General features: G+C 30.6%; 24 protein-coding genes and 1 riboswitch. Of the genes, 17 read left to right on the plus strand and 7 right to left on the minus strand.

Translation table 11 applies throughout. The annotated features are described in order from the left end of the window. Nucleotides 1-11: 11 nt before the first annotated feature. From OCU47_RS19365 to OCU47_RS19405, 9 genes are all read left to right on the plus strand, one after another. The gene (locus OCU47_RS19365) at nt 12-1,049 is read left to right on the plus strand and encodes an aminopeptidase (RefSeq protein ID WP_261830209.1); all 1,038 of its coding nucleotides are present in this window, start codon (nt 12-14) and stop codon (nt 1,047-1,049) included. A 47-nt stretch (nt 1,050-1,096) separates the two neighbouring features. After that, nucleotides 1,097-1,492 carry a hypothetical protein gene (locus tag OCU47_RS19370; RefSeq protein ID WP_261830210.1) on the plus strand — a complete coding sequence of 132 codons (396 nt, stop codon included), beginning with the start codon at nt 1,097-1,099 and terminating at the stop codon, nt 1,490-1,492. A gap of 79 nt (nt 1,493-1,571) precedes the next feature. After that, nucleotides 1,572-2,126: a DUF2087 domain-containing protein gene (locus OCU47_RS19375; protein WP_261830211.1), complete on the plus strand. Its 555-nt coding sequence runs from the start codon at nt 1,572-1,574 to the stop codon at nt 2,124-2,126. Nucleotides 2,127-2,343: 217 nt separating this feature from the next. Beyond that, nucleotides 2,344-2,437, plus strand: a riboswitch (cyclic di-GMP riboswitch). Nucleotides 2,438-2,609: 172 nt separating this feature from the next. Beyond that, complete coding sequence (locus OCU47_RS19380; protein ID WP_261830212.1) at nt 2,610-2,972, plus strand: response regulator; 363 nt, start codon at nt 2,610-2,612, stop codon at nt 2,970-2,972. A gap of 29 nt (nt 2,973-3,001) precedes the next feature. Then, nucleotides 3,002-5,053, plus strand: a complete 2,052-nt coding sequence (locus OCU47_RS19385) for a chemotaxis protein CheA (protein ID WP_261830213.1) — start codon at nt 3,002-3,004, stop codon at nt 5,051-5,053. A 66-nt stretch (nt 5,054-5,119) separates the two neighbouring features. Then, entirely contained in the window at nt 5,120-5,614 is a 495-nt protein-coding gene (locus OCU47_RS19390; protein WP_261830214.1) for a chemotaxis protein CheW, read from the plus strand. Nucleotides 5,615-5,638: 24 nt separating this feature from the next. Further along, nucleotides 5,639-8,020: a methyl-accepting chemotaxis protein gene (locus tag OCU47_RS19395; RefSeq protein WP_261830215.1), complete on the plus strand. Its 2,382-nt coding sequence runs from the start codon at nt 5,639-5,641 to the stop codon at nt 8,018-8,020. Between the two features lie 78 nt (nt 8,021-8,098). Further along, nucleotides 8,099-8,914: a CheR family methyltransferase gene (locus OCU47_RS19400; RefSeq protein WP_261830216.1), complete on the plus strand. Its 816-nt coding sequence runs from the start codon at nt 8,099-8,101 to the stop codon at nt 8,912-8,914. 3 nt (nt 8,915-8,917) lie between these two features. Next, nucleotides 8,918-9,952, plus strand: a complete 1,035-nt coding sequence (locus OCU47_RS19405) for a protein-glutamate methylesterase/protein-glutamine glutaminase (protein ID WP_261830217.1) — start codon at nt 8,918-8,920, stop codon at nt 9,950-9,952. 68 nt (nt 9,953-10,020) lie between these two features. Here the strand turns inward: OCU47_RS19405 and OCU47_RS19410 are convergent, their stop codons facing one another. Further along, nucleotides 10,021-11,031 (minus strand): YeiH family protein, encoded by a 1,011-nt coding sequence (locus OCU47_RS19410; RefSeq protein ID WP_261830218.1) that lies wholly within the window; start codon nt 11,029-11,031, stop codon nt 10,021-10,023. 139 nt (nt 11,032-11,170) lie between these two features. Here OCU47_RS19410 and OCU47_RS19415 point away from each other — a divergent pair, with 139 nt between their 5' ends. Both OCU47_RS19415 and OCU47_RS19420 read left to right on the plus strand, forming a co-directional pair. After that, nucleotides 11,171-12,061, plus strand: coding sequence for a LysR substrate-binding domain-containing protein (locus tag OCU47_RS19415; protein ID WP_261830219.1), 891 nt, complete (start codon nt 11,171-11,173; stop codon nt 12,059-12,061). Nucleotides 12,062-12,247: 186 nt separating this feature from the next. After that, nucleotides 12,248-15,214 (plus strand): transglutaminase domain-containing protein, encoded by a 2,967-nt coding sequence (locus OCU47_RS19420; protein ID WP_261830220.1) that lies wholly within the window; start codon nt 12,248-12,250, stop codon nt 15,212-15,214. Nucleotides 15,215-15,254: 40 nt separating this feature from the next. On the opposite strand, the gene OCU47_RS19425 is transcribed toward OCU47_RS19420, so the two are convergent. Together OCU47_RS19425 and OCU47_RS19430 are read right to left on the minus strand one after the other, a co-directional pair. Then, entirely contained in the window at nt 15,255-15,383 is a 129-nt protein-coding gene (locus OCU47_RS19425; RefSeq protein ID WP_261830221.1) for a hypothetical protein, read from the minus strand. Between the two features lie 124 nt (nt 15,384-15,507). Next, the gene (locus OCU47_RS19430) at nt 15,508-15,816 is read right to left on the minus strand and encodes a nucleoside triphosphate pyrophosphohydrolase family protein (protein ID WP_261830222.1); all 309 of its coding nucleotides are present in this window, start codon (nt 15,814-15,816) and stop codon (nt 15,508-15,510) included. Between the two features lie 372 nt (nt 15,817-16,188). Here OCU47_RS19430 and OCU47_RS19435 point away from each other — a divergent pair, with 372 nt between their 5' ends. After that, nucleotides 16,189-16,371: a (2Fe-2S)-binding protein gene (locus OCU47_RS19435; RefSeq protein ID WP_261830223.1), complete on the plus strand. Its 183-nt coding sequence runs from the start codon at nt 16,189-16,191 to the stop codon at nt 16,369-16,371. Nucleotides 16,372-16,430: 59 nt separating this feature from the next. On the opposite strand, the gene OCU47_RS19440 is transcribed toward OCU47_RS19435, so the two are convergent. Next, a complete protein-coding gene (locus tag OCU47_RS19440) occupies nt 16,431-17,231 on the minus strand; it encodes an MBL fold metallo-hydrolase (protein WP_261830224.1) in 801 nt (266 codons plus the stop codon). Between the two features lie 218 nt (nt 17,232-17,449). On the opposite strand from OCU47_RS19440, the gene OCU47_RS19445 reads away from it, so the two are divergent. The 4 genes from OCU47_RS19445 to htpG all read left to right on the plus strand — a co-directional run bounded on the left by OCU47_RS19445 (nt 17,450) and on the right by htpG (nt 22,120). Next, nucleotides 17,450-18,358: a helix-turn-helix domain-containing protein gene (locus OCU47_RS19445; protein WP_261830225.1), complete on the plus strand. Its 909-nt coding sequence runs from the start codon at nt 17,450-17,452 to the stop codon at nt 18,356-18,358. 196 nt (nt 18,359-18,554) lie between these two features. Further along, nucleotides 18,555-19,430, plus strand: a complete 876-nt coding sequence (locus tag OCU47_RS19450; RefSeq protein WP_261830226.1) for a response regulator — start codon at nt 18,555-18,557, stop codon at nt 19,428-19,430. Next, entirely contained in the window at nt 19,412-19,879 is a 468-nt protein-coding gene (locus OCU47_RS19455; protein ID WP_261830227.1) for a chemotaxis protein CheX, read from the plus strand. Before OCU47_RS19450 ends, OCU47_RS19455 begins: the two co-directional genes overlap by 19 nt. Nucleotides 19,880-20,245: 366 nt before the next feature. Next, complete coding sequence (gene htpG, locus OCU47_RS19460; protein WP_261830228.1) at nt 20,246-22,120, plus strand: molecular chaperone HtpG; 1,875 nt, start codon at nt 20,246-20,248, stop codon at nt 22,118-22,120. 127 nt (nt 22,121-22,247) lie between these two features. Here the strand turns inward: htpG and OCU47_RS19465 are convergent, their stop codons facing one another. Then, entirely contained in the window at nt 22,248-22,961 is a 714-nt protein-coding gene (locus tag OCU47_RS19465; RefSeq protein WP_261830229.1) for a VanZ family protein, read from the minus strand. A 3-nt stretch (nt 22,962-22,964) separates the two neighbouring features. Further along, nucleotides 22,965-23,291 carry a PadR family transcriptional regulator gene (locus OCU47_RS19470; protein WP_261830230.1) on the minus strand — a complete coding sequence of 109 codons (327 nt, stop codon included), beginning with the start codon at nt 23,289-23,291 and terminating at the stop codon, nt 22,965-22,967. A gap of 162 nt (nt 23,292-23,453) precedes the next feature. Here OCU47_RS19470 and OCU47_RS19475 point away from each other — a divergent pair, with 162 nt between their 5' ends. Then, a complete protein-coding gene (locus OCU47_RS19475; protein ID WP_261830231.1) occupies nt 23,454-24,293 on the plus strand; it encodes a hypothetical protein in 840 nt (279 codons plus the stop codon). 213 nt (nt 24,294-24,506) lie between these two features. On the opposite strand, the gene OCU47_RS19480 is transcribed toward OCU47_RS19475, so the two are convergent. Further along, nucleotides 24,507-26,516 carry an FMN-binding protein gene (locus tag OCU47_RS19480; RefSeq protein WP_261830232.1) on the minus strand — a complete coding sequence of 670 codons (2,010 nt, stop codon included), beginning with the start codon at nt 26,514-26,516 and terminating at the stop codon, nt 24,507-24,509. Nucleotides 26,517-26,537: the final 21 nt, after the last annotated feature.

Below are 26,537 nucleotides of genomic sequence, written 5' to 3' on the forward strand. Positions count from 1 at the left end.
TGGGGGATATTATGGAGTTTGTAGATGTTATTCCAAAGATAGTTAGTGGGTTTGAGATAGAAAAAGGTAAAATAGTATTTTTAAATTTTTGGGGAGAAAATAAGGATTTAGATATTTTGGATAAAATGGCAATTCAAATTGCAAAGGTGGGAGGAATCCCAATTAAGTGGCAACAATCTAGAGAATTTATTAAAAATTACTTTTCTGAGGTATCAGGAGACCATTTAAATTTTCCAGAAAAATATTATGATATATTTAAAATAGCTGATGTTGTGGTAGATATTTTCATGTATAATCCAAGACCACATAAAGATTTTCCTAAGGATAAATTCGAGTTTTATTCTGAGCATTTAAGGAAACTCTTTAGCACTCTTACTAAGGATAAGCAAATGTTTATTCAAATTAGAATACCAACAGAGGAAAATGCTAGGGATGAAGAATTAGATTTTAGAACTTATAATGATGCAATGTATAATGCTTTGAATATTGATTTTAATCAACTTAAAGATGAGTGCACAAGCCTTGTGGGTAAATTGGTGAATAGAAATAAGGTTAAAATTTATAGCAGAGATAGCAATGTACTTTCATTCAATTTAGAAAATAGGCAATGGTATAAGGATGATGGAACAGGTGATATTCCTTGTGGAGAGATTTATATAGCTCCAATAGAAGAGAGTGCAGAGGGGACAATTCTAATTACTGAATTTATTTTAAATGGTGAAAAGTTTTCTGATATATTATTAGAATTTAACAAGGGGAAATTGGTTAAGTGTTCTTGTAATGAAGTATTTGAATTTGTAAATGGGTTTAAAGGTGACAGTGATATTATTGCTGAGTTTGGAATAGGGCTAAATGAAAATGTTAGGAAGCTTATAGGATGTACAGTTATAGATGAAAAGTGTAAAGGAACTGCACATATAGCAATAGGAATGAATGATATGTTTGGAGGAAAAAATTCATCTAACCTTCATCTAGATTTTATTTTTCAGCCAATTAAAATTGAAATAGATGATGAGTTGTTTATGAATGGACCAAACATAGTTATATAAAAGATAACTAATTGTTCAATGTGAATTATATGGAGGGAATAAAGAAAATGGAATTATGTGAGGAATTAAAGAAAGACTACTTAGATAAACTTGAAGAGTTATTAAATGTTTATAATGGAAAATCAAAAGAATTGAGAAAGCAAGGAGCAAATGATGAAGCTATATTGGAGACAATAAAGGGAAATATAGTAGATATATTTTCAAAGGTTTTTAATGTGAGTTATAATAAGTCATGTAAATCTAATAAAGCACAGAAGGATAAACTGAATGATCTGTCAATGATGTATCTTGCTTTCTTTGATAAAATTTCAGCACCATGGAAGGAAAAGATGGCGAAAGATAAGGAGCATGATATGATGGAGGAATACTATATAGAAGAAATTAAGCTTGAAACAGCAGAAAAAGTAAAGGCAATTTTTTTAGAATATCATGATAAGTATTGAGCATCTGAAAGCAAATAGGTTTATATGCGAGTCTATTTGGACTTGTTATTTATTTTCAGATGATGTAAAGGAGAATTAAATGGATATAGATTGTATAAGCATTTTTAAATGTCTGGCTGATAAGTCACGATTACTTATTATAAATAATTTGATGGAAGGTCCGATGTATGTTGAATTATTGTCCCAGAGATTGAATTTAGCACCATCCACAATATCATTTCATCTAAAAAAACTTGAAGCAGTTAATTTAGTTCATTCCCTTAAGGAGCAATATTATGTGGTTTATCATTTAAATAGTGAAATTCTTTCTTTAAGTTTGAATGACTTAATTAATGTAGAAGAAGCGGAAGTTGATGAGCAAGGAGAAAGAGAACAACAGTATAGAGATAGTGTAATAGCAGCTTTTTTTGAGTATGGTAAGCTTAAATCTATTCCTGTACAACAGAAGAAAAGAAAAATTGTATTAGAAGAAATCGCAAAGAGTTTTGAAACAAACAGAAAATATACCGAGAGGGAAGTAAATATTATTATTGCTGATTTCAATGATGACTTTTGTACTATTAGGCGAGAGATGGTTGGGTTCAATATACTCCAGAGAGAAAACAGTATATATAAGTTAGTAGATGAAAATTAGGAATTAGACTGTAGATAAAAATATCTGCAGTTTATTTTTTTACACGATAGAGTTCTATCTAATTTAAATATATAAATGTAAAATTAAATTAACATATTTGAAAAAAATAAAGTTTAAGAAAAGAATGAAATGTCACAAAACAAAGAAATATATCGCAAAATGATAAAAGTTCTCATAATATGTAGACAAGAAAATTAAAATGTTATAGAATTATTATAATTAAAAAGAGCAAATCTATCGAAAGGTGGAGACGCAAAGCCATGAGTCTAAAGCAATTATTTAATAAGTGCTATGATTGTCAGGCTGCCATAGAAAAGATTAACCAATTGAAGTTTTATATTATAATTTTAATTATGAATTATAAAGTATAAATTGATATTAGTTAAGATAATGAACGTTGTTTCAATATGGTAAGCAAGATTGATTGCTTGCCATATTTTTTTAATCCAAAAATATTTAGGTAATTGTAGGGAGAGTAATAACATGAAAAAAATATTAATAGTTGACGATGCTGCATTTGTAAGAAAAAAGATTAGATTACTAGTAGAACAAAATGATTTTGAAGTTGTAGGCGAAGCAGAAAATGGGATTGAGGCATTAAATATGTATAAGTTGTACAAGCCTGATATCGTAACCATGGATATCACAATGCCACTAATGGATGGTATAGAAGCTCTAAAATCTATCTTAAATTTTGATCCAAAAGCCAAAGTTGTAGTTGTTTCTGCCTTAGGACAAGAAGCTCAAGTTAAAAGAGCTGTATTAAGCGGTGCAAAATCATTTATAGTAAAACCATTAAATGATGAATATGTAATCAATGCTTTAAGAAAGGTAGCAGCTATGTAGTAGTGGGCTAAAAAGGGAAGGGGATTATAGTGTCAGAGAAGTACGTAGATGAGTCATTAACAGATATATATATTTTTGAAACTGTTCAACTTATCGAACAACTAGAACAACTAATTCTTTCTTGTGAAAAAACAAACGATTATTCTTCAGAATACATTAATGAGGTATTTAGGATTATGCATACCATAAAGGGCTCATCCTCTATGATGTTTTTTCAGAATATAACAGCTTTAGCTCATTCCATAGAAGATTTATTTTATTTTATACGGGAGGAGAAAAATTTAAGTTTAGACTTCTCTAATATATCAGACTTAATTCTTTATGGAGTTGACTTCATTAAGGGAGAAATTGAAAAACTAAAAAGTGGTGTTGAACTGGATGGTGATGCTACAAGTTTAACAAATGATATAAAACTGTTATTAAGCGCATTAAAGGAAGCTAATGCGTGTAAAAGTAATGATGGTAGCATAGAGTGCGCGAATGTATATGAGAGTGGAAGTAATCAGAACATTGCGGAAGGTAAATCTTTTAAAGCTAAAGTTATCTTTGAAGAAGGCTGCGAGATGGAAAACTTCAGAGCACTTATGGTAGTTAATAATTTAAAGGAGATAACAGATGATTTATGTTATTTTCCAGAGGATATAGAAGATAATGATGATACTTGCAAAACAATAAGAGAAAGTGGTTTCGATATATATTTTAATTCGGATAAAACTTATGATGAAATTTATGAGTATTTAGTAAATACAACTATTTTATTAGATAAATTGCAATTGACTAAGTTAGAAGAATTGGTTGAGGATGTCAAAGAAGTTGTTCAGCAAGAAGCAAAATCTGAAAATGCATATAATGCTGTTAAGAGAAATGCTGTTGAAAGAGTAGAGAAGCAGGTATCAAAAGATATACAAACACAATCAAATGAGAATATTATAAGTGTAAACATAGGAAAAGTAGATAATCTTATGAACTTGGTTGGAGAGTTAGTAATTGCAGAGGCTATGGTTACTCAAAATCCTGAAATTAAAGACTTAGAACTTGAAAATTTTAAAAAGGCATCAAGACAGCTTCATAAGATTATAAGTGAATTGCAGGATAGTGTAATGTCAATTAGGATGGTACCTATTGCAAATACATTTAATAAGATGCAAAGAATAGTTAGAGATATGAGTAAAAAACTAAATAAGGACGTAGAGCTTGAACTAGTAGGTAAAGAGACAGAAGTTGATAAAAAAATCATCGAGCATATATCAGATCCACTAATGCATCTTATAAGAAATTCTATAGATCACGGTATTGAGAGTACAGAAGAAAGGTTAGCTAATGGTAAGTTTGATTCGGCAAAGGTAATTTTAGAGGCTAAGAATTCTGGAGAAGATATCTTAGTTTTAGTAAAGGACAATGGAAAAGGTTTAGATAGAAATAAAATACTTAAAAAAGCTAATGAAAATGGGTTGCTAAGAAAACCAGAGTATGAAATGACAGATAAGGAAGTATATAATCTTATTTTTCAACCAGGATTTTCAACAAAGGAAAGTGTAAGTGAGTTTTCTGGACGTGGTGTAGGAATGGATGTTGTGTGCAAGAATATAGAATCAATTGGGGGAACAGTACTTATTGATTCTGTACTAAATGAAGGAACAACAATTACACTTAAGATTCCAATGACTTTAGCTAGTATTGGAGGTATGAATGTACGAGTCGGAAAATCACAATATATAATACCCACTACTATTATAAAGCAATTTTTCAGAGTAGCTGAAAAAGATATAATTACTGATCCAAATGGTAATGAAATGATAATGGTAAGAGGTGAGTGCTACCCAGTTATAAGGTTATATGAGGTATATAAAGTTAAAACAGAGGTTACTAATGTTTCAGATGGAATAGTTATGATAGTGGAAACCAAAAACAGAAATATATGCATTCTGGTAGATGAATTAATAGGAGAGCATCAAGTAGTAGTAAAGGCATTGCCTAGTTACATAAGAAAATTTAATCATACAAGAGGAATTACAGGTTGCACCCTTTTGGGTGATGGAAGCATAAGTTTAATACTTGATGTTGAGCAGCTTATTGAATAGTAAAGCTTATTTGATTTAAGAATTATGCTGACAACTCACTAATGGTTATAAGGAGTGAAAACTAAAATGAATGATGATGTTAAGCAAGAGTTCTTGGAAGATGAAGAGGACACTCAAAAAGGTAGATTTCTTACATTTATGATAGAGGAAATATCTTATGGTATAGAAGTTATGTACGTTAAAGAAATAATAGGAATTCAGCCTATAACAGAAGTGCCTGAAATACCTGAATATGTGAAAGGTATAGTTAATTTAAGAGGAAATATTATACCTGTTATGGATGTTAGACTTAGATTTAAAAAGCAAGCTTTAGAATATAATGATAGAACTTGCATTATTGTGGTAGAGGTTCAAGATATGCTTGTAGGGCTTATTGTTGATAGGGTATCAGATGTTGTTTTAATTAATGATGCTGATATTGTCTCACCACCAGAGTTTAACAATATTAATAATAGATATATTAAGGGCATAGGCAAGATGGCAAATGATGTGAAACTTATCTTAGACTGTGATAAGTTATTAAATGATGATGATATGGAAGCTTTAACGAAAAGGATATAATATATAGAGGGTAGGGGTAATGTAATGAAGTGGTATTATAATTTAAAAATCTCTAAGAAGCTGATTACAGCGTTTATTACAGTGGCATTGATAGCATGTGTAGTAGGAACAGTTGGAATTATTAGCATAAATAAAGTGAAAAACCTTGACATGGATATGTATAAAACTAATACAGTTGCAATTCAGGATCTTTCTAGGTTGGTAAAAAACTATGAGACACAACGTGTTAAATTAAGAGATATTATTTTAAATAAAGATGCACAAGCAAGACAAGAATCAATAAATAAGATGACTGAATTGAAAAACAGTATAGACAATGATTTGATGCTTGTATCTCAATCCAATAGGGATAAGCAAGTAGCAAGTTATATAGAGGATTTAAAAGATAATTTTAAAAAATATACGGTGCTAAAGGATAGTGTAATTCAGCTTGTTTCAACAAATCATTATGAAGAAGCTAATAATAAAATATATACTGTTGGTCCTGAAATATCTAAAGGAATTGAAGCTGATATAGAGAAAATTACAGACTTTCAGTTGACTTTAGCAAAGGATACGGCTGAATCTAATAATAATACTGCAAGAAGTGCATCTATTATTATGATAGTAGTAATAATTGCTGGAATGGTTTTAGCTATACTTATTGGATTATTCTTATCAAGAATTATATGTACTCCTATTATTAAGTTAGTAGACATACTAGAAAAAATGGCAGAAGGGTCTATTGATGAAGTAATAGAGATTAAATCTGAAGATGAAATAGGAAGTTTAGGTAGCTCTGTTAACAAAGTTACGAAAGCGCTTAACAATCTTTTAGAAGAACAAGAAAAGCTTGCGACTGCTGCAGATGAGGGAACATTAGATGTACGTGGTGATGTTGATAAGTTTAAAGGTAGTTATCGAAGGGTAATAGTTGGAATGAATAGGACTTTAGAGTCAATATGTGACCCTCTTGAAGAAACAAAAAAAGTATTATTAAAGATGGCAGTAAATGATTATACCTTAGAAGCACCTGAAAAGTATAATGGAATGTATAATGAATTAGCAGTTGCTATTAATGATGTCCGTAAGAGGTTATTAAATGCTCAAGATATGTTTGTTAGAACAGCAAATGGAGATACTAGCAGACTTGAAGAGTATAAAAAGATAGGAAAAAGAAGTGAAAATGATAAGTTGATTCCATCCAATATAGACATGATGGAAGCTATAGAGATGTTAATTGATGAGGTAGAAACATTAGCATCTGCCGCTATAAATGGTGAACTATCTGTAAGAGGAAATGTAAATAAGTTTAATGGTAAATACAGAGATGTTATTGAAGGAATGAATAAGACTTTAAATGCCATTGTAAAACCAATAGAAGAAGCTTCTCATGTATTAGACAAAATGGCTAAGGGAAACTTCACTTGCAAAATGGAAGGGGAGTATAGTGGAGCTTATGCTAAGTTAAAGGACTCCCTAAATAACACAATTTCATCATTTAATGAAGTGTTAAATGACATAAACAATGCTTCAGAGCAAGTATCTGCAGGGGCTCAACAAATATCTGATTCTGCTCAAGCATTAGCAAGAGGAACTACAGAACAAGCAAGCTCTATTGAAGAGCTAACAGCTGCTCTTGAAGAAATTTCTGCCCAAACAAATCAAAATGCTGAAAATGCAAATAAGGCAAATGAAATGTCTTCATTAGCTAGAAAAGATGCAGTAAAGGGCAACAATCATATGAGAGAAATGTTAGAATCCATGAATGAGATAAATGAGTCATCGGGCAATATTTCTAAGATAATTAAAGTAATTGATGATATTGCATTCCAAACTAATATTTTGGCTTTAAATGCAGCAGTTGAAGCGGCAAGAGCAGGCCAGCATGGAAAAGGGTTTGCAGTTGTAGCTGAAGAAGTAAGAAATTTAGCTATAAGAAGTGCAAATGCAGCAAAGGAAACAACAGCTCTTATTGAGGGGTCAATTAAAAAAGTTGAAGAAGGAACAAAGATTGCCATAGAAACAGCAGATGATTTAAATAAGATAGTAGAAGCTGTTACTCAGGCAGGTAATTTAGTTGGGGAAATAGCTACGTCTTCTAATGAACAAGCTTCAGGTATTTCTCAAATTAATGAGGGAATTATGCAAGTTTCTCAAGTGGTCCAAGCCAATTCTGCTAGTTCAGAAGAAGGTGCATCCTCAAGTGAACAATTGGCAAGTCAGGCTGAGTCACTTAAGAATCTAGTAAGCAAGTTTGAATTAAATAGAGAAGATTCAATCTATAAAGGGTTGGAAGGATTAAATCCAGAGGTTCTTAGATTCTTAAGTAAAAATGAAATATCAAGTTTAAATAATAACGATGGAACTAAGAAAAGTTCCAAAATAAACATAAACCTAAATGATGTGGATTTTGGAAAGTACTAGGATTGCATAAATATGAGTTAAAGCTAATGGAGAAGGTTTTTATGCCTTCTTTATTATTGTGGAAAATTAGGTGATGAAATGATAAATATATCTGAGAAGGAATATAAACAATTAGTAGATTTTATTAGGCTAAACTTTGGAATAAATTTAGGTACAAAAAAACAATCTTTGGTAAATGGCAGACTACAAAATATATTGATGGAGAATAATTTTAATAATTTTACTGAGTATTTTAAGTATATATATAATGATTCAACAGGAAAATCAATAGAAGAGCTTATAAATAAAATAAGCACTAATCATACGTATTTTTTACGGGAAATAGATCATTTCTATTTTTTGAGAGATAATATCTTACCATATCTATTACAAACTATAAAAAATAGAGATATTCATATTTGGAGTGCTGGATGCTCAAGTGGTGAAGAACCATATACACTTGCTATGGTTATAGATGAGTTTTTTGGTAAAGCAAAGGTATTTTGGGATACTAAAATATTGGCTACTGATATATCAAATGAAGTTTTAGAAATAGCGGTGAGGGGAGAATACAGTGATGAAAGCATTGAAGTGCTACCTGAAAGTTGGAAAAAGAGATATCTGAAGAGTCTAGATAATAATAACTTTATGTTTACTGATAGAATAAAAAATGAAATAATATTTAGAAAATTTAATTTAATGAGAAATACATTTCCTTTTAAAAGAAAATTTCATCTGATATTTTGCAGAAATGTTATGATTTATTTCGATAGTGAAACAAGAGATAATTTGGTGAATAAGTTTTATGATTGTCTAGAGGTTGGCGGATACCTGATAATAAGTCATTCAGAAGCTTTAAATAGAGAAAAAACTAAGTTTAAATATGTAAGACCAGGAGTATATAGAAAGGAATAAAGCATGAAAAGAATCAAGGTTATTATAGTTGATGATTCACTTTTATTTAGAGAGGTTATTTCACGAGGAATCTCTCTAGAACCATCTATTGAAGTTGTAGCAAAAGCTAATGATCCATTTGATGCAAGAGATAAAATTATAGAGTTTGATCCAGATGTAATGATATGTGATGTTCATATGCCCAAGATGGATGGAATCAAATTCATAAGCAAACTTATGCCGCAACATCCTATACCAGTTATAGTAGTAAGCACTATAAGCAATACGGTGTTTGATGCTATGAATGCAGGTGCAGTTGATTTTGTGACAAAACCGGATGTACAATCTGCGAGAAGTGTGGAGCTATTTATAAATGAATTAATTGAAAAGGTAAAGGTAGCCTCTACAGCTTTGATTTCAAGAGCAGGTAATTTTAATGAAAAAGTGCAACATACATTGGGTAATCATTTGAATGATTATAGTAAAAAGGTTATAGCTATAGGGGCATCCACTGGTGGCACAGAAGCTATATATTCTGTTTTAAAGGCATTTCCATCTAAAATGCCGCCTATTGTTATAGTTCAGCATATCCCACCTGTATTTTCTAGGATGTTTGCAGAAAGACTTAATAATTCAACAAATTTAAATGTGAAAGAAGCTAAAAATGGAGATTTCCTTGAAGATGGTCAGGTGTTGATTGCTCCAGGAGATAGACATATGAAGATTAAGAGAGTTGGTAATAGATTTAAAGTTGAATGTTTTGAAGGGGAGAAAGTGAATGGACATTGTCCATCAGTAGATGTGCTATTTGAATCTGTGGCTAAGGAAGCTGGTATTAATGCGGTAGGCGTAATATTGACTGGAATGGGACATGATGGAGCAAAAGGATTATTTAAGATGAGGAAGATGGGAGCAAGTACTATAGGCCAGGATAAAAATACTTCTGTAGTTTATGGTATGCCCAAAGTAGCGTTTGAAATTGGAGCTGTGGAAAAGCAAGCTTCATTGGCTAGTATTCCTCAACATGTAATATCTGTAATGCGAAAAGAAAATTTATAAGATTGTTTAAAAAATAGAGCTATCCAACATCTGATAGCTCTATTTTTAATATAAATAAATACATTATCTTATAGAAGAACTGTTATTAATGTAATAGCGGATAAAACTTGAACTAAAGCTATGCACAACGCATACAAGGAAACCTTCACTCCTTGATTTATAAGATGTCTAAAGTTAACCCTCATACCTATTCCTGCAAGAGCAATTACTTCAAAGTTATTACTTATAAGTTTGAAGGTGTTTGCAACTTGTGGAGAAAATATGCCAACTGTAAATAAAGAACACATAATGAAAAAGCCCATTACATACCAAGGTATTTTTACTTTAGAAGCAGCTTGGGTATGTTTTGGTTGGGAGGATTTATTTTTCATAGTTCCAAAAGTTAAAACTACAAGAACAAGAAATATTATACGAACTATTTTAAATATAGTGGCAAGATTCTTTACTTGTTCATTTACTAAGCTTCCGCTTGCAACTACTTGTCCAACAGACTGCAGCACTCCACCAATTAGTGCAGAAGTTTTCAGTGTCCCTGATGAGAATATAAGACTAGCTATTAGTGGCAATAGAAGCATTAACACTGTGCCCATAACATTTACTATAGTTATAGCAATTCCCTTATCATTATCATCTGCATCTATTACAGGAGCTATAGAGGCTATAGCTGAAGAACCACAAACGGCATTACCTCCTGCCATAAGAAGTCTAAAGTTTTCTGCAAAACCAAGTTTTTTGCCTATTAATATAGCAGAAGTAATTGTTATTATCATTTGTAAGATTATAAAACCTACCCCTGATGCTCCAAGCTTTAATATAGTTTGAGCACTTAAAGTTCCTCCAAGTAAGACTATAGAATAAGACAATAGGTTGCTTTCAGCAAACTTAGATCCATGATTATAGATTTCTTTGTTTCCAAAAGTATTTCCAACAGCCATTCCTATGAATATTGCAAGAGAAGCTCCACCTATGCTAGGAATATAATTTCCAATAAACTTTGCAATATATGCGATGAGTATACACATAACAAGCCCAGGCAGGATTTTAGTGATTTTATTAGTTTTATGTAAATTATTAAACATTTATGCCATCCTTTCGAAGTTATCCTCATATAAGGTGTTTTTTTTACATGTTTGAGTATAATAGATATATAATTATAAGTAAAATAAATATATATCATAATAATGATTAGAATATCTAATGGTTAAAGGAGTAGTAATTATGATAGATGAATTAAAAACTTTTATTGCAGTAGTTGAGTATAAAAATTTTACTAAGGCAGCAGAATCAATAAATCTATCTCAGCCAAGTGTGAGTTTACATATTAAGCATCTTGAAGAGTATTTTAATACAATATTAGTACAGCGCTCAATTAAGCAGAAGAACATATATATAACAGAAGCAGGTTGTTTGCTTTATGAGAGAGCAAAGCAAATGATTAAAATGTTAGAAGATACAAGGGATGAGATGTTAGATTATAGTAAAGGAATAAGAGGAAGCTTAAGAATAGGAGCTAGTTTTACAATAGGTGAATACTTCTTGCCTGCTTTTTTAGGAGAATTCAATAAAGTATATCCAGATATAGAATTAGAAGTTACTATTGAGAATACTCATAATATCTGTGAGAAGGTAAAAAATTTTCAAGTGGATTTAGGATTGGTTGAAGGTACAGTACCATCTTCTAATTTTACTATTAAAGATTTTTATACAGATACAATGGTAGTTGCTGTGCCATATAGATATTATTTAAACAATACAGACTTTTCAATTAGAGAGTTAAGTAATAGAACGTGGATTACCAGGGAAATAGGGTCTGGCACAAGAGAGTATCTAGATTTATTTCTATCTACAAATAACATTAAAGCTAAGAATTTTATAGTATTTGGTAGTAATTATTCTGTAAAAGAGGCAGTGAAAAACAACTTAGGAATTACATTTATATCTTCTTTAGTTACAGAGAATTCAGTTAAGAATAAAGAAATATGTATTCTAAAAACAGAACAACAGTATACTAGAAGTTTTTCATATATATTCCCAAAAGGTGGAACACCTTCAAAGGCAACTTTAATTTTCGAGGATATGTTAAATAAGTATGTAGAGAGTGTTTATTAATATAGCATTGTCAATTACGACAAAATTTTACAATATATTTCTATATGTATAGGAAAAGTAATCTCAAAGATGCAAAGTTTGAAAAAAATAATAGATAAATTTAATGTAATTAGAATTCTATTCATAAAGAAGAAACCTTTTATTGCGATAATTAATTATATAATTAATTCAATTAGGGGGGATTCTATGTTTAAAAGGAAAATGTCGGTAGTGTATCTGATAGCAACTCTGTGCATCTTTTTTAATTTTTATAATTCAACAGAAGTTAAAGCAGAAACATTGACGCAAACTAATCAAACATTTACGACTTATGGTAATGCTCAATCAAATGGAACTGTAACTGTTACAGGAAGTTCCATTAATTTATATGCGGGTACTTACTATGTATCTACAGTGGACGAGTTTAAGCAGCAACTAAAAGCCGCTATATCTAATTGTGCAGATTCTATAACATTAAGTTATACAGGAAGCACAGCATTTACAGGGTTTCCAAGTTCACTTAGCAGTATGATAGGACAAATAACTCAAACAGCTGGTAATGATTATGAAAAGCTTTTATTAAAGTCATGGAGTTATACATATTCATATCCAATAAATAACGCATTCACTATTACATACAAGTTTACTTATTGGGAAACAGCAAATCAAAGACAACAGGTGAGTGATCAAGTAAACACTATATTGGCGTCTATAATAACTCCTGGTATGACGGACGAACAAAAGGAAAAAGCGATAAATGCATATATTTGTGCAAATGTAAGTTATGATACAACATTGGTTCAACATTCAGCATATGCAGCTTTATTTGGTAACAAAAGAACTGTATGTCAAGGATATGCTCTTTTAGCATATAGAATGCTTACAGCTGCAGGTCTTGAAGCTAGAACTGTTGTTGGAAGTGCAAATGGTGTAGGTCATGCATGGAATATGGTTAAAATTAATGATGAAAATGGACAAAATCCGAAGTGGTATGACTTGGATGTTACATGGAATGATCCAATACCTGATGTAGCAGGAAGAGTAAGATATAGTTATTTCAATCTTCAAGATAGTAGAATGATTTCAAGTGCACATAGATGGAATGCTGCATATTATCCTGTAGCTAATTCCCCATATATAACTACAGATCAGCAGATAATTGATGGTGGAAGAAAATCAGATATAGTTACAAGTTCTCCAAATTCAAGTGATGTAACAATAGTAAACAACGTTATATTTGCAGATAAAATAACTGTAACAAACGTAAAAACTGGAGATGTGGTAAGGATATACAAAGATAGTTCTGCTACTACAGCACTTGCATCAGTAACAGTTCCATTAGGACAAACTTCAGCTTCAATAAATGTAGCTCAATTAGGACAAGCATCTGGATCAATTTATGTAACTGTAAAAAATGTTGGAGCATTTGAAAGTTCAAGAACATCTGTAGATTATAGTGCAGAAGCAATATCTGATGTGCCAGCAGCAACAATCACCAATAATGTAGATAAAGCGGATAGTATAACATTCACTGGAGTAAAAGTTAAGGATGTAGCAACAGTATATGCTAAGGATGGAATAACTGTCTTAGGCAGAGGTACAGCATTAGCAGATGGAAACTTAACCTTTAATTTAACTAGACAATTGAGTGAGACAGATTTAGAAGTTAAATCTACAATAAAGAGCTATAACGAATTAGTATCTCCAGTAGCGGCAGTAACATATTCTAAACAAGAAGTATCTGCAGCTCCATCAGCAACAATAGTTAATAATGTAGATAAAGCTGATAGTATAACATTTACTGGTTTAAAGGCTAAAGATGTGGTTATAGTTTATGCAAAGAACGGAACTACAATATTAGCAAGGGCAACAGCATTAGCAGATGGAGATTTGACATTAAATTTCCCATATAAATTAAGTGAGACTGATTTAGAGGTAGAGGCCACAATAAAGAACTATAATAAGATGACTTCTCCTAAAACACCAATAACATATTCTAAACAAGAAGTAACAACAGCACCTTTAGGGTTAGATGTATTAAATGAAGATGGTTCAATACAGACAGCAGGAGATATAGTAGTAACAAATAACGTAGATAAGTTAGATACAGTATTAGTTAAAGGCCTAAAGGCAAAGGATGTAGTAACTATATATGGATCTAATCAAACTACAATACTAAAGAGAGTGGTAGCGTTAGTAGATGGTGATCTTACAATAACATTGCCATATCAGTTAGATGCAGTAACTAGAAAAGCATTTATAACAGTAAAGAATTATAATAAAGATACAAGTGAAAAAAGAGAATTGGACTATGCAGCACAAGAAGTATCTGCAGCTCCATCAGCAACAATAGTTAATAATGTAGATAAAGCTGATAGTATAACATTTACTGGTTTAAAGGCTAAAGATGTGGTTACAGTATATGCAAAGAATGGAACTACAGTGTTAGCAAGGGCAACAGCATTAGTAGATGGAGATTTAACATTAAATCTTCTATATAAATTAAGTGAGACTGATTTAGAGGTGGAAGCCACAATAAAGAACTATAATAAGATGACGTCTCCTAAAACACCAATAACATATTCTAAACAAGAAGTAACAACAGCACCTTTAGGGTTAGATGTATTAAATGGAGATGGTTCAATACAGACAGCAGGAGATATAGTAGTAACAAATAACGTAGATAAGTTAGATACAGTATTAGTTAAAGGCCTAAAGGCAAAGGATGTAGTAACTATATATGGATCTAATCAAACTACAGTATTTAAGAGCGTTGTAGCGTTAGTAGATGGTGATCTTACAATAACATTACCATATCAGTTAGATGAGACAACTAGAAAAGCATTTATAACAGTAAAGAACTATAATAAAGATACAAGTACAAAAACAGAATTGGATTATGCAGCTCAAGCAGTAACAGCAACACTTGAGTCAAGCAATTTGTCTGTTACTAACAGTTCAATAACTGTAAATAAGCTAGTAGCAGGTGATAAAATATCAGTATATGCAACAACTACAGATGGATATAGATTAATAACTTACGGTACAGTTGCAACAGGATATACTAACATAGTGGTACGTTTTACTGGAATACCTTCAGGAACTACTTTATACGTAACTAGAAAAACAGCAAATCAAATGCAATCAGCTAAATTAGCAGTAACTACTCCATAAAAGTATCATGGGATTATAATGAAAATTATAATCCCATTTTCTATTTATTTGGTAAACCTCTAACAGGTTTGTGCATATCTTTCTCAGAATCCATTGTAATTGGATTTGAAGTTTTAGGATTTTTATTTTTAGGGTTATTTCTAGATTTTTTATCTTCACTGATTGGCATTGAAATCACTTCCTTTCATTAATATTTTGTCCTTGTATTGATCTTTTATTCTTTATTATAAAGTATAATATCTGTATAAAATGAAAATGGTTAAAAGCAGCTGCTTTTAACCATTTTGAACATCTTAGTCTATTAAATTTTCTTCTTTCATTCTTTTAATAGAGGCATCAATTGATTTTTCAAGTTCATCTTCTACTGAATAGTACACAGCAATTTGCATTAATGCTACTAGCGCTTGTCTTATTTCTCCAGCTAAAGCTTCTTTGCTAGGTTCACCATGTTTTTGTCTTTTAACACCGCTACCCTCAAAGTGATTAACTTCACTTGCAACCTCCCCACATTCTTCTAAAACTCTTGTAACCATTTGAAAAGGTTCAACACCATCAGGGAAACGCTTAAAAGAGCCTTCAACCATTTTGTATAATCTGTCCATTATAATTACTCCTTTATGTTATATAAATATCGCATAATTTTGCGCGTCATCAGGTGTTTATTATTATGAATTTAATGTAATGTTTTTAAAAGAATTATTTATCCGATGTAGTTTTCAATATTTGTATAATATTATATACTATCACCAATAACTTTGAAAATAAAGTGATTAATTTTATGAATATTATTTTTGATAGAAGGTAAACTAATCTCATTGAAATTAATGCTAATGTTCTTTTTAAAGAATTTTTAGTGTTTGGGCATCTTCAAAAAATAAGTAAGTCCATATGCAAGTATATTGGAATTGTTATTTGTTTTCTGATGCCTTATTTACCAAGTAAAAGTAACATATAATTTTAAGGAGGAATAGGAAATGGATGATAATGAAGAAATATGCTCATGCTTTGGCTTAACAGTAAAGGATATAAAGGATGCAATTGCCAATGGAGCTAGCTCATATGATGAAGTTGTAGAAGCTACTAATGTTGGTACAGCTTGTGGAGCATGCGTAGATAGTGTAAAAGAATTAGTTGAAGATTTATTACAACAAAAATAATTTTTTAGATAGTGAAAGGCCCTCTTAAATTTATAGATACAAATTAAGAGGGCTTTTTACTATTTTTTATTTCCCATAGCAGATAGAACAACAAACTGCTTTTTCATGTCTTTACTTACAGTAAGATCGTCTAATTTAGAAACGGTTGTGCCTTCCGGAAGTTCCTTGATGATTTGATCAATAGTTGGTTCATTATAAAATATATTATCTGAGCTCATGCTATAGTGCTCTGGAATAATGACTTTAGCATTTATTTTATTTAAGAATTCAAAAGTAGTTTTATTTTTTATGGTTCCATATTCACCAGCATAAGCAAGCACTACATCAGCATCTTTAATTTTCTCTATGAGTTGAGGAGAATCCATGTTATCAGTTTCCCCCATGTTAACTATTTTAAAATCTCCAAATTTCATAACGAAAACTGTGTTATCACCCATAGAAGCAACATGCTCAGTTTTATACCCAGTTATTTCTACTGAACCTACTTTAAAAGTTTTATCTATATCCTCTGGATTTATGACTTTTGGATTGCCTTTAACTTCATTAATTCCACTTGTGTGATCTTCATGAGTATGAGATATTGTCATAACATCAGCTTCAAGACTAGGAAAAGGAGCAAAAGTTGAGGCGTATGCTGATCCATAAGGATCAGAAATAAGTCTAGTGCCATCAGGAAATGCAATGTAAAAACATGAGTTCCCAACATATTTAATTTTTAATGAGTCTACTTTAGATTCTTTCTGAGTCTTTGGTGCGGCAGAGTCACTAGCCTTTTTATTAGATGTGGAGCAGGAAGTCATGCCACCACATAACAAAGTGAGTGTTAATAATGGCAATAATATTTTTATTTTTAATTTCATAATTATTAATCCCCCTAACATTTTTTGTGTTTAATAGAATTATAATGAATATTTATAATGGATTACATTGTATATCAACAAAAGGTCTTTGCATTTTTACAAAATTAAAATTAATAAAACTTTATGTAAGATTTATTGGCGTTATAATTCAAACTTGTACTTTGAGATTATATTACACATATGGTAAAATGGTAAAAAGTCATCGTGGAGAGTGGAGTATGGGGGACGTTATTGGAGAAAAAGAAAAACTTAATGGATTTGAAAGTTTAATTAGCTATAATGCTAATGAAACCTTTGCAGATGAGAAGGAAAATTGTGAAAGGTTTAGACTGATATACATAGAAAATGGATCTTGTATAATAATCCTTAATGAAGATAAAGTTAGCATTGCGGCACCTGCAATTTTATGTATGAATGAGAATGAGTATCCAAAGCTGGAATACAGCTTTGATATATCAGCTAAATCAATAAGTTTTCATCCAGGCAATATTAATAGCAAGTTTAATTTTTATAACATTAGAGAAAAACAAAACAATTTTTCATATACAGATTTTCAGGATTCCTATTTGCTTACTGCATGGCTTGAGCGGAATCATAATTTTAGTGGAATTATTAATCTTGATTTTGAAACAGCCAATTATATAGCTAAGCTTTTTGAGTGTGTAAATAAAGAACTTATTTTGCAAAGGGATATGTTTTGGCCATGTCGTTCAAGATCATTTCTTTTGGAAATATTAGTTTTAACAACTAGACTTTTTGATAAAAATAATTATGTTTCTGATAATAAAGAAGCTAATGAACCTCAAATAGTTGAGGATATTATTACTTATTTATGTGATAACTATCAGAATAAGATTACCCTCAATTCATTGGCTTTAACTTTTAATACGAATAGAACCACTTTAAGTAAGCAGTTTTATGAAGCAAAGAATATATCAATTATAAATTATCTTATTAAACATAGAATTAATATTGCGGCTACTCTTTTAAGAGATACATTACTTCCAATTTCAGAAATCAAAGAGAAGGTTGGTTTTAATGATGATGCAAACTTTTGGAGAATGTTTAAAAAATATGTAGGATTATCTCCTTCTATGTATCGAAGTAAATATTGCTGGGTGGAATAGTGAAAAATAAATTAAATCATATTTAAAATTCAATAAAAAAACATTGAATAAGTCTTCGTTATTAAATATAATATTTATAAGGATAAATTTATATATAGGCCAGTAATAATAACAGATATTACAGTTTTGCGTTTATTGTAGATTTTGCAAATTAATAAGAACTTTGTATAAAAATGTTGAAGGGGTAGATAGAAATATGAAAGATGTTAAAATTTTAATTGTTGATGATTCACCTTTCCAAATAGCATTATTAAGAGATACTCTTACTGAAAATGGATTTAATGTAGTTGGAGAAGCACAATCTTTAGAGGAAGTTATTTCTGAGGTAAATAGAGTAAAGCCAGATTTAGTTACTATGGACATGACCATTCCAGGAACAGATGGATTTGAATGTACAAGAGCAATCCATGATATAGATAGCAATATAAAAGTTATTATTGTAAGTTCAATGATGGATGAAGAATTAATTAAAAAGGCTAAAAGAACTCATGTATCTGGATATGTACAAAAGCCAGTTGATGCAGAAGAATTAACACTATTAATTAACAGAGTTATGGCTGATGAGGAATTGTATCTAGAGTTAGAAGGTATGTATGCAAATGTTTTTAAAGAAGCAGTACTAGATCTTTTTAACAAGTTAACTAAAACTGTACCTGAGTTTACAGATGAAAGTACTGTAGATATAGCGATACATAGTGAAGGTATTTCAATAGTTATGGGTATAATAGGAAAGTATTCAGGAAGATTAATATTTGATATGTCTTTTGAAACAGCTAATAATCTTGCAAAAGTATTACTTAGAAGGGATCCTAAGAATAACGAAGAAGTGCTTAATGTAATGTCTGAAATAGCTAACATGTTTGCAGGAAATGCATGTTCAATGATAAATAAGAAGAATAAGTTATTTGGTTTAAGAGTTGCTCCACCAACGACATTCCATGGAGAATCAATTAATATATCAAAAGCCGAATTAGAAAACACATATTCAGCGCATGTAAAAACACAATTTGGTGATTTATTTATAAATATAGGCTTTAAAAGAGGTGATGGGGAATGGATGTCAATCATATAAATCCAATATTGGAATCATTTACTAATATATTACCTCAATTAGGCTTTAGTGAAATTAGAAGACTTAATGTCGGGGTAAAGGGAAGATACATAGAAAGTCCTGGTGTTGTAATTATCATTGGACTTATAGGTGATATCAAAGGTAATATTATTTATGCAATTAGCACAGAAGATGCAAAGAAGATAGCATCTACAATGATGATGGGAATGCCAGTAGAAACTTTTGATGAATTGTCTCAAAGTGCAATTTCAGAGTTAATTAATATGTTAACTGCTAATATGGCTACTAATTTTTCAAAGGACAATATAATTATTGATATTTCAACGCCTACACTTATAGAAGGTACTTTTACAGCAAATGCAAGTGCAGATAAAGTCCTTTGTATAACAATGGGAGTTGGTGACCTGATTATTGATGTTAATGTTTCACTTGAAAAAAATACTTTTTAGTAAATCCAAAATAGAGATGATGGTTTTTTGCTATTGTCTCTATTTTTTATACTGAAATAATAGATCGCTTAGTGTAAATTGACAAATTTATAAAAATATATTGACAAAAAAGTATAAATTGCTAAAATAAAGTTAGCACTCAACAGTAAGGAGTGCTAACAAAAGAAAGTTAAAAAGAAGACGTTTTTTATGTTTATATTAAATAAGATTGATTTAAACCAGTGAATTTATAAGAACGGCTTGATTAAATAAAAATAACCACGCCAGATATAATCGCTGGGTGGTTATTTTGTGCTTATGTAAGCAAAATACAAAGCCTTTAAATTACTTTGTATTTAATAAAATAAAATGGAAGGAAATGATACAATGGCTACACAACAATTTAAAGCAGAGTCAAAAAGACTCTTAGATTTAATGATTAACTCAATTTATACTAACAAAGAAATATTTTTAAGAGAGCTAATATCTAATGCAAGTGATGCAATTGATAAAAGCTACTATCGTTCACTTGTAGATCAAAATATTAGTTTTAATAAAGATGATTTTTATATTAGAATCACTGCCGATAAAGAGAATAGAACTCTTACAATAGAAGATAAGGGTATAGGTATGACAAAGGAGGAACTTGAAAATAATCTTGGTACTATAGCTAAGAGTGGTTCTTTTGCATTTAAGAATGAAGCTGAAGCAAAAGAAGGCGTAGATATCATAGGTCAATTTGGAGTTGGTTTCTACTCTGCATTTATGGTATCAGATATGGTCACAGTAAAGAGTAAATCTATTGATTCTGATAAGGCATATAAATGGGAATCAAAGGGTGCAGAAGGCTTTGATATTGAAGAATGTAGTAAAGAAACTGTAGGAACAGAAATTATATTAAAGATTAAAGAAAACAATGAAGATGAAAAATTTGATGAATATTTAGAGGAATACAGATTAAAAGCATTAATCAAAAAATATTCTGATTTCATAAAGTATCCAATAAAGATGCTTGTAAAGAAGAGCAAGTTAAAAGAAGACAGCGATAAAGAATACGAAGATTATCTTGAAGATGAAACTTTAAATAGTATGGTACCTATATGGAGAAAAAATAAGAATGAATTGAAACTAGAAGATTATGATCAATTCTATATGGATAAGCACTTTGGATATGAGAAGCCTCTTAAGGTAATTCATGCAAGTGTTGAAGGTGCGGTAAGTTATAATACCTTACTTTTCATACCAGCTAGAACACCATATGCATTTTACTCAAAGGAATACGAGAAGGGGCTAGAACTTTACTCAAATGGAGTATTAATAATGGAGAAATGTGCAGAGTTATTGCCAGATTACTTCAGCTTTGCTCAAGGGTTAGTGGATTCTGCAGATCTTTCACTTAATATTTCAAGAGAGTTATTACAACAAGACAGACAACTTAAGTTTATAGCTAAGAAGATAAAAGATAAAATAAAGAGTGAACTATTATTAATGCTTAAGAATGATAGAGAGAAATATGATCAATTCTACAGCAACTTTGGTAGACAATTAAAGTATGGAATTTATGCTGACTTTGGAGCTAACAAAGAGGACTTACAAGATTTAATTATGTTCCATTCATCAACAGAAAAGAAACTTGTAAGCCTTGATGAATATATTTCTAGAATGAAAGAAGATCAGAAGTATATTTACTATGCAACTGGTGAAAGTATAGATAGAATTGAAAAATTACCTCAAACTGAAATGATAAAAGACAAAGGTTTTGAAATTCTATACTTCACTGATGATGTGGATGAATTTGCAATCAAGATGCTTATGAAGTATAAAGAAAAAGAATTTAAATCAGTATCTAGTGGCGACTTAGGATTTGAAAATAATGAAGAAGACAGCAAAAAGGATACTGAAGAAAATAAAGATTTATTTGAATTCATGAAGGATGCATTAGGTGGAAAGGTTAAAGAAGTAAAAGCTTCAAAGAGACTAAAGACTCATCCAGTTTGCCTTGCAAACCAAGGAGATCTTTCTATTGAGATGGAGAAGGTTCTTAGCATGATGCCAGACAATCCTAATTTAAAAGCAGAAAAGATTCTTGAGGTGAATACAAATCATGAGATGTTTACTGCTGTTAAAGAAGCTTTCGCTAACGATAAAGACAAATTGAAAGTACTTTCTAACATTTTATATAATCAAGCTTTATTAATTGAAGGACTTTCAATAGAAGACCCAGTACAATTTGCTAATGACGTTTGCAATTTAATAAAATAATAATATAGAATAGAAAAAGAGACAGTAGGTAGATTTGTTTTTACAAAGTCTATCTACTGTTTTTAGTCTTATCAATAAAAGTAGCTGATTCAAGTTCTAGCAGCTACTTGATATTGAGTGGATATAATTAATAAAATCTTTGTTGTACGTATTTGGGTTTAATCACTTTTAATGATAGAAATAAGTAAATTAGCCAACCAATTATAGATCCAATTATATGCAGAATAATGTGATCAACATCTGCAACTCCTAAAGGTAATATAACTTTTACTAACTCTATAAGTAAACTAATTAAGAAAGCAATTTTAATATTTTTTCTAAACAACCTCGCCTTTATAAAAATAAAAGGAAGTATAATTCCTAGGGGAACAAATAAAATTATTTCACCGAAAATATTATACAAAAATACACTAAGATTATTTCTAAAAATATTAGCGCAGTAACCGATTATGGTCTTTAGTGGAATTACATTAATAGTAACCCCTAAATATCCTCCACCACTTCTTGCAGTAGCAACCCATCGAGCTGTATTTCGTAAAGGATTTAATAAAACAAAAAATAAAAAAATAATATATACGCTAAAGCAAATCCCACAGAAAATTCTTAATTTCTTACTGTATTTGAGACTATTATAATTAAGTTCATTTATAATACTACTTCCATCGCCAAAATCTCTTATAGCTAAATTTGTAGCTTCTTCTTCATTAACTCCATTCTTAATATATTCATCCTTTAGCAAATTTAAATGATCTATAAACTGTGATTTAAAATCCTCCTTCTCTTTCTTACTACAAACCAAATTACTCATAATCATTTCAATATGGTCATATATTTTATCCATAAACTATATCCCCCCTCCTACACAACTATTTATTAGATTATTAATTTTTCTCCAACTGTCTATTCTTATAAGCAACTCATTTTTGCCGGTTTCTGTAATGCTGTAATATTTTCTTTTCACGCCTCCATCGGAACTTCCCCAATAAGATTGCAAATAATTCTTATCTTCTAATCTTTTTAATGCAGGATAAAGAGTTCCTTCACCAATTTGATATGAATTATCAGTTTTTTGTTTGATTAATTTAGCAATATCATATCCATACATATCCTCATTAGATATTAAAGCTAACATAATAGTGTCAATATTTCCTTTTAATATTTCTGTATACATTTTACCACCTTTCATTTGAAGTATTTACAATTATTATAACATACATCGCAATCAGATGTATATAGAAGTATAAATATATTTTTACTTTTTATTGAATATAAGAGGTTTTTTTCATTTTATGTAGAATATTATATTCAAGTCGGAAATATGGAGGTGCTTTTTATGAATAATAAACTAAAACTAAAGTCAAAAATACTAATACTTATGCTATCAATCATTTTAATAATTCCTTCACAAGCTTATGCAAGTACAACTATTGCTAATAGTCCAGGGTCTACCATTAAGTCATTTTTAAATGCTGTCAAATCTCAAAATATTGAACAAATAATTTCTTTGGAAGAAGATGATAGGTTAGATTCATCAGAATTAGCAGATTGGCACAAAAAAAATTTTAATAATGATAGAGAAGTTTTATCGTCTTATTCAATTTTAAGACAGGAACAATTAGGAAAAGACCAATATAAATTTATTACAAAGCTAAAGATGAAAGATGGTAGTATATCTCAGGTTCCATTTAATGTGAAATTTAGCAACAATAAATGGAAGGTTATTGTAACTGCTAATTCTCTTGAAGATAAAGATTTTACTGTAATGCAAAAGGCTATTATCTCTAAAAGTTCAAATACTATTAATAGTATTTCATCGTCAAAGCTTACTTCATGGAATTTCTCAAACCTAAATGGAACTATGTATTCTATAAATACATTTGATGTAAATAATTCTAGTTCTGTAGTAACGTTAAATTTACGTCAATGGGCTGAATATACTCCACCTGACACTTCTAATATTAACTATGCAGTAGTTATTAAACATTGGTATGGAGATAACGAATGGGGTTCAATTAATGTAATAGGGAATAATCCTAATTCTCCTAGACAAGTGGTAATTCACGGGAAAAGTAGCAGTATATCAGGAGCCAATTTAAAATTCACTAAAAATTATGACGATTCTAATAATCAGTTTGGTAATAATGGTTTTGGAGAAATTTATAACGGATATTAAAAAAGAAACTACACACTATTAAAATAGACCCTATAAGATAGACAGTTTAAAACTGCCCACATCTTATAGGGTCTATTTTTGTTGTGACCATTATACTAAATCACAGGAGTTGCATATGAGTGTATCAATGAGCAGAAAAATATTAGCTGCAAGATGAATAAATATAATTTCTTCTGTCTCGTTAGGAAAGGCAATGTATACTCAGGTCCTCTTTTATTTTGCTTGGCTTAAAGCATTTTGTACAGCTTCAATGATTCCATTACTACTATAAGTAGCACCAGAAACAGTATCTACGGAAGCAGTTTGAGTAGATATTATTTCATCAGATATTGTGCTAATTGCACCGTTATAAAATCGAGGGGTATCTTCAGAAGAAATTGTATCAATTTTAGTAATCTTACCACCACTTACTGTAACAGAGATTTTTGTTGTACCACCCCTAAAGCCAGTACCAGTTCCAGTGTAGGTTCCGTTCTTTAAACTACTTTTAGTAGTTGAAGTTGAATCAGTAGTACTTTTTGTAGTGTTTGAATTAGCAGTGTTGTTATTTGTAGTAGTGTTATTATCATTTGATTCAGTAGAAGTGCTATCTTCAGTTTTACTTGCTTGTTCATTAGTTTGTGTATTGCTTTCAGAACTGCTGTTGTTTGATGCAGCTGAGTCATTAGTTGTTGTTGAGTTACTTGATGTTGAACCAGATGCAGCCTTAGATAGTGCATTTTGTACGGCTTCAATAATTCCATTACTACTGAAGGTAGCCCCAGAAACAGTGTCAACAGAAGTAGATTGTGTTGAAATTATTTCTTGAGAAACAGTGTTAATTGCTCTTTGATAAAAATCAGGAGTATCTCCGTTTGATACTGTCTCAACTTTAGTGATTTTACCACCACTTACTGTAACGGACATTTCAGTTGTAGCTCCTCTAAAGCCAGTACCAGTCCCTATATAAGTACCATCCTTGTAAGGAACCTTTGGAGTAGCAGTTGAATTAGTTGTATTGTTTCCATTTGTTGAATTACTGTTATCAGAAGTAGTTGCATTGTTTGAAGAAGTACCAGATTCAGCTTGACTTAAAGCATTTTGTACAGCTTCAATAATTCCATTACTACTAAAAGTAGCACCAGAAACAGTGTCAACAGAAGCAGATTGTGCTGAAATTATTTCTCCGGAAATAGTATTAATAGCTCTTTCATAAAAATCAGGAGTATCTCCATTTGATACTGTTTCGATTTTAGTAATCTTACCACCGCTTACTGTAACTGAAACCTTAGTTGTAGCACCTCTAAAACCAGTACCAGTACCAGTGTAAGTACCATCCTTATAAGTCTTTGCAGTGCTTGCGTTGCTTGATATTGTAGTAGAAGCTATACCTGCTTTAGTTAAAACAGATGCACCTAATTTGTTACCACCATAAAGACCAACCATTGTAGCTAGAGCTACTGTGCTTGCTAAATTTGAGTTAACATCTTCTCCAAGTAGGTTAGCATTGGTATTCTTTCTTGGGCAAACTTCTGTACACTTTAAGCAGTTAATACATTCACCACCACGAACTTGTTGCATTTTATAAAGTGGAAGTCCCATTGAGCAGTTAGTTGTACATATTCTACATTTTCCGCATTTCTCATTTGGTTTTCTTATTTTAAAAATACTGAATCTAGAGATTATAGAGAATACAGCACCTAAAGGACATAAGTATCTGCAGAAAAATCTCTCTATGAATATTGCACCTACTGTTATTAATGCTAAAAGTATAAGACCTAAAGTTAAGTTTGATAAAACATATGAAAAATCAGTTATTTGAGCAAAGGTATCCCAAGGGCTTGTACTACTAAAAATAGTACTACCAAAGCTCCAAGAAACAACTAAGATAATTATTAGAATTATATATTTAACATATTTTAATGCAGCATCAAGTTGCTCGTCTACTTTGTAGTTTATTTTAAAGATATTTTTTGAAATTAGATGAATCCAATCATTGTATGTACCAAAGGCACAGAACCAACCACAGAAAAATCTGCCTAACAAGATAGTAGCAAAAATAACTGTAGTGAATTCAATCAATGCAGGGAAGGCTTGAAGGAAGTGGAAGTTGCCACTTATTATCATTTTATAAATGTTTTTAAGTTCACTGAAGGTTAAGATATATAATCCTGGCAGCAGGAAAAATAAAACTATCTGAACAATGTGTCTAAAAATTTGCGTTGTTTGTATCTTCTTTTTCATAGATTTTACTCCTTTTCTCAC

The sequence above is a fragment of the Clostridium sp. TW13 genome (assembly GCF_024345225.1).
Taxonomy (GTDB): domain Bacteria; phylum Bacillota; class Clostridia; order Clostridiales; family Clostridiaceae; genus Inconstantimicrobium; species Inconstantimicrobium mannanitabidum.

What these genes read in the sequence shown, in the direction of transcription:
- OCU47_RS19365 (WP_261830209.1), top strand. Translation starts at nt 12, where the DNA reads ATGGAGTTTGTAGATGTTATTCCAAAGATAGTTAGTGGGTTTGAGATA.
- OCU47_RS19370 (WP_261830210.1), top strand. Translation starts at nt 1,097, where the DNA reads ATGGAATTATGTGAGGAATTAAAGAAAGACTACTTAGATAAACTTGAA.
- OCU47_RS19375 (WP_261830211.1), top strand. Translation starts at nt 1,572, where the DNA reads ATGGATATAGATTGTATAAGCATTTTTAAATGTCTGGCTGATAAGTCA.
- OCU47_RS19380 (WP_261830212.1), top strand. Translation starts at nt 2,610, where the DNA reads ATGAAAAAAATATTAATAGTTGACGATGCTGCATTTGTAAGAAAAAAG.
- OCU47_RS19390 (WP_261830214.1), top strand. Translation starts at nt 5,120, where the DNA reads ATGAATGATGATGTTAAGCAAGAGTTCTTGGAAGATGAAGAGGACACT.
- OCU47_RS19395 (WP_261830215.1), top strand. Translation starts at nt 5,639, where the DNA reads ATGAAGTGGTATTATAATTTAAAAATCTCTAAGAAGCTGATTACAGCG.
- OCU47_RS19400 (WP_261830216.1), top strand. Translation starts at nt 8,099, where the DNA reads ATGATAAATATATCTGAGAAGGAATATAAACAATTAGTAGATTTTATT.
- OCU47_RS19405 (WP_261830217.1), top strand. Translation starts at nt 8,918, where the DNA reads ATGAAAAGAATCAAGGTTATTATAGTTGATGATTCACTTTTATTTAGA.
- OCU47_RS19410 (WP_261830218.1), bottom strand. Translation starts at nt 11,031, where the DNA reads ATGTTTAATAATTTACATAAAACTAATAAAATCACTAAAATCCTGCCT.
- OCU47_RS19415 (WP_261830219.1), top strand. Translation starts at nt 11,171, where the DNA reads ATGATAGATGAATTAAAAACTTTTATTGCAGTAGTTGAGTATAAAAAT.
- OCU47_RS19420 (WP_261830220.1), top strand. Translation starts at nt 12,248, where the DNA reads ATGTTTAAAAGGAAAATGTCGGTAGTGTATCTGATAGCAACTCTGTGC.
- OCU47_RS19425 (WP_261830221.1), bottom strand. Translation starts at nt 15,383, where the DNA reads ATGCCAATCAGTGAAGATAAAAAATCTAGAAATAACCCTAAAAATAAA.
- OCU47_RS19430 (WP_261830222.1), bottom strand. Translation starts at nt 15,816, where the DNA reads ATGGACAGATTATACAAAATGGTTGAAGGCTCTTTTAAGCGTTTCCCT.
- OCU47_RS19435 (WP_261830223.1), top strand. Translation starts at nt 16,189, where the DNA reads ATGGATGATAATGAAGAAATATGCTCATGCTTTGGCTTAACAGTAAAG.
- OCU47_RS19440 (WP_261830224.1), bottom strand. Translation starts at nt 17,231, where the DNA reads ATGAAATTAAAAATAAAAATATTATTGCCATTATTAACACTCACTTTG.
- OCU47_RS19445 (WP_261830225.1), top strand. Translation starts at nt 17,450, where the DNA reads ATGGGGGACGTTATTGGAGAAAAAGAAAAACTTAATGGATTTGAAAGT.
- OCU47_RS19450 (WP_261830226.1), top strand. Translation starts at nt 18,555, where the DNA reads ATGAAAGATGTTAAAATTTTAATTGTTGATGATTCACCTTTCCAAATA.
- OCU47_RS19455 (WP_261830227.1), top strand. Translation starts at nt 19,412, where the DNA reads ATGGATGTCAATCATATAAATCCAATATTGGAATCATTTACTAATATA.
- htpG (WP_261830228.1), top strand. Translation starts at nt 20,246, where the DNA reads ATGGCTACACAACAATTTAAAGCAGAGTCAAAAAGACTCTTAGATTTA.
- OCU47_RS19465 (WP_261830229.1), bottom strand. Translation starts at nt 22,961, where the DNA reads ATGGATAAAATATATGACCATATTGAAATGATTATGAGTAATTTGGTT.
- OCU47_RS19470 (WP_261830230.1), bottom strand. Translation starts at nt 23,291, where the DNA reads ATGTATACAGAAATATTAAAAGGAAATATTGACACTATTATGTTAGCT.
- OCU47_RS19475 (WP_261830231.1), top strand. Translation starts at nt 23,454, where the DNA reads ATGAATAATAAACTAAAACTAAAGTCAAAAATACTAATACTTATGCTA.
- OCU47_RS19480 (WP_261830232.1), bottom strand. Translation starts at nt 26,516, where the DNA reads ATGAAAAAGAAGATACAAACAACGCAAATTTTTAGACACATTGTTCAG.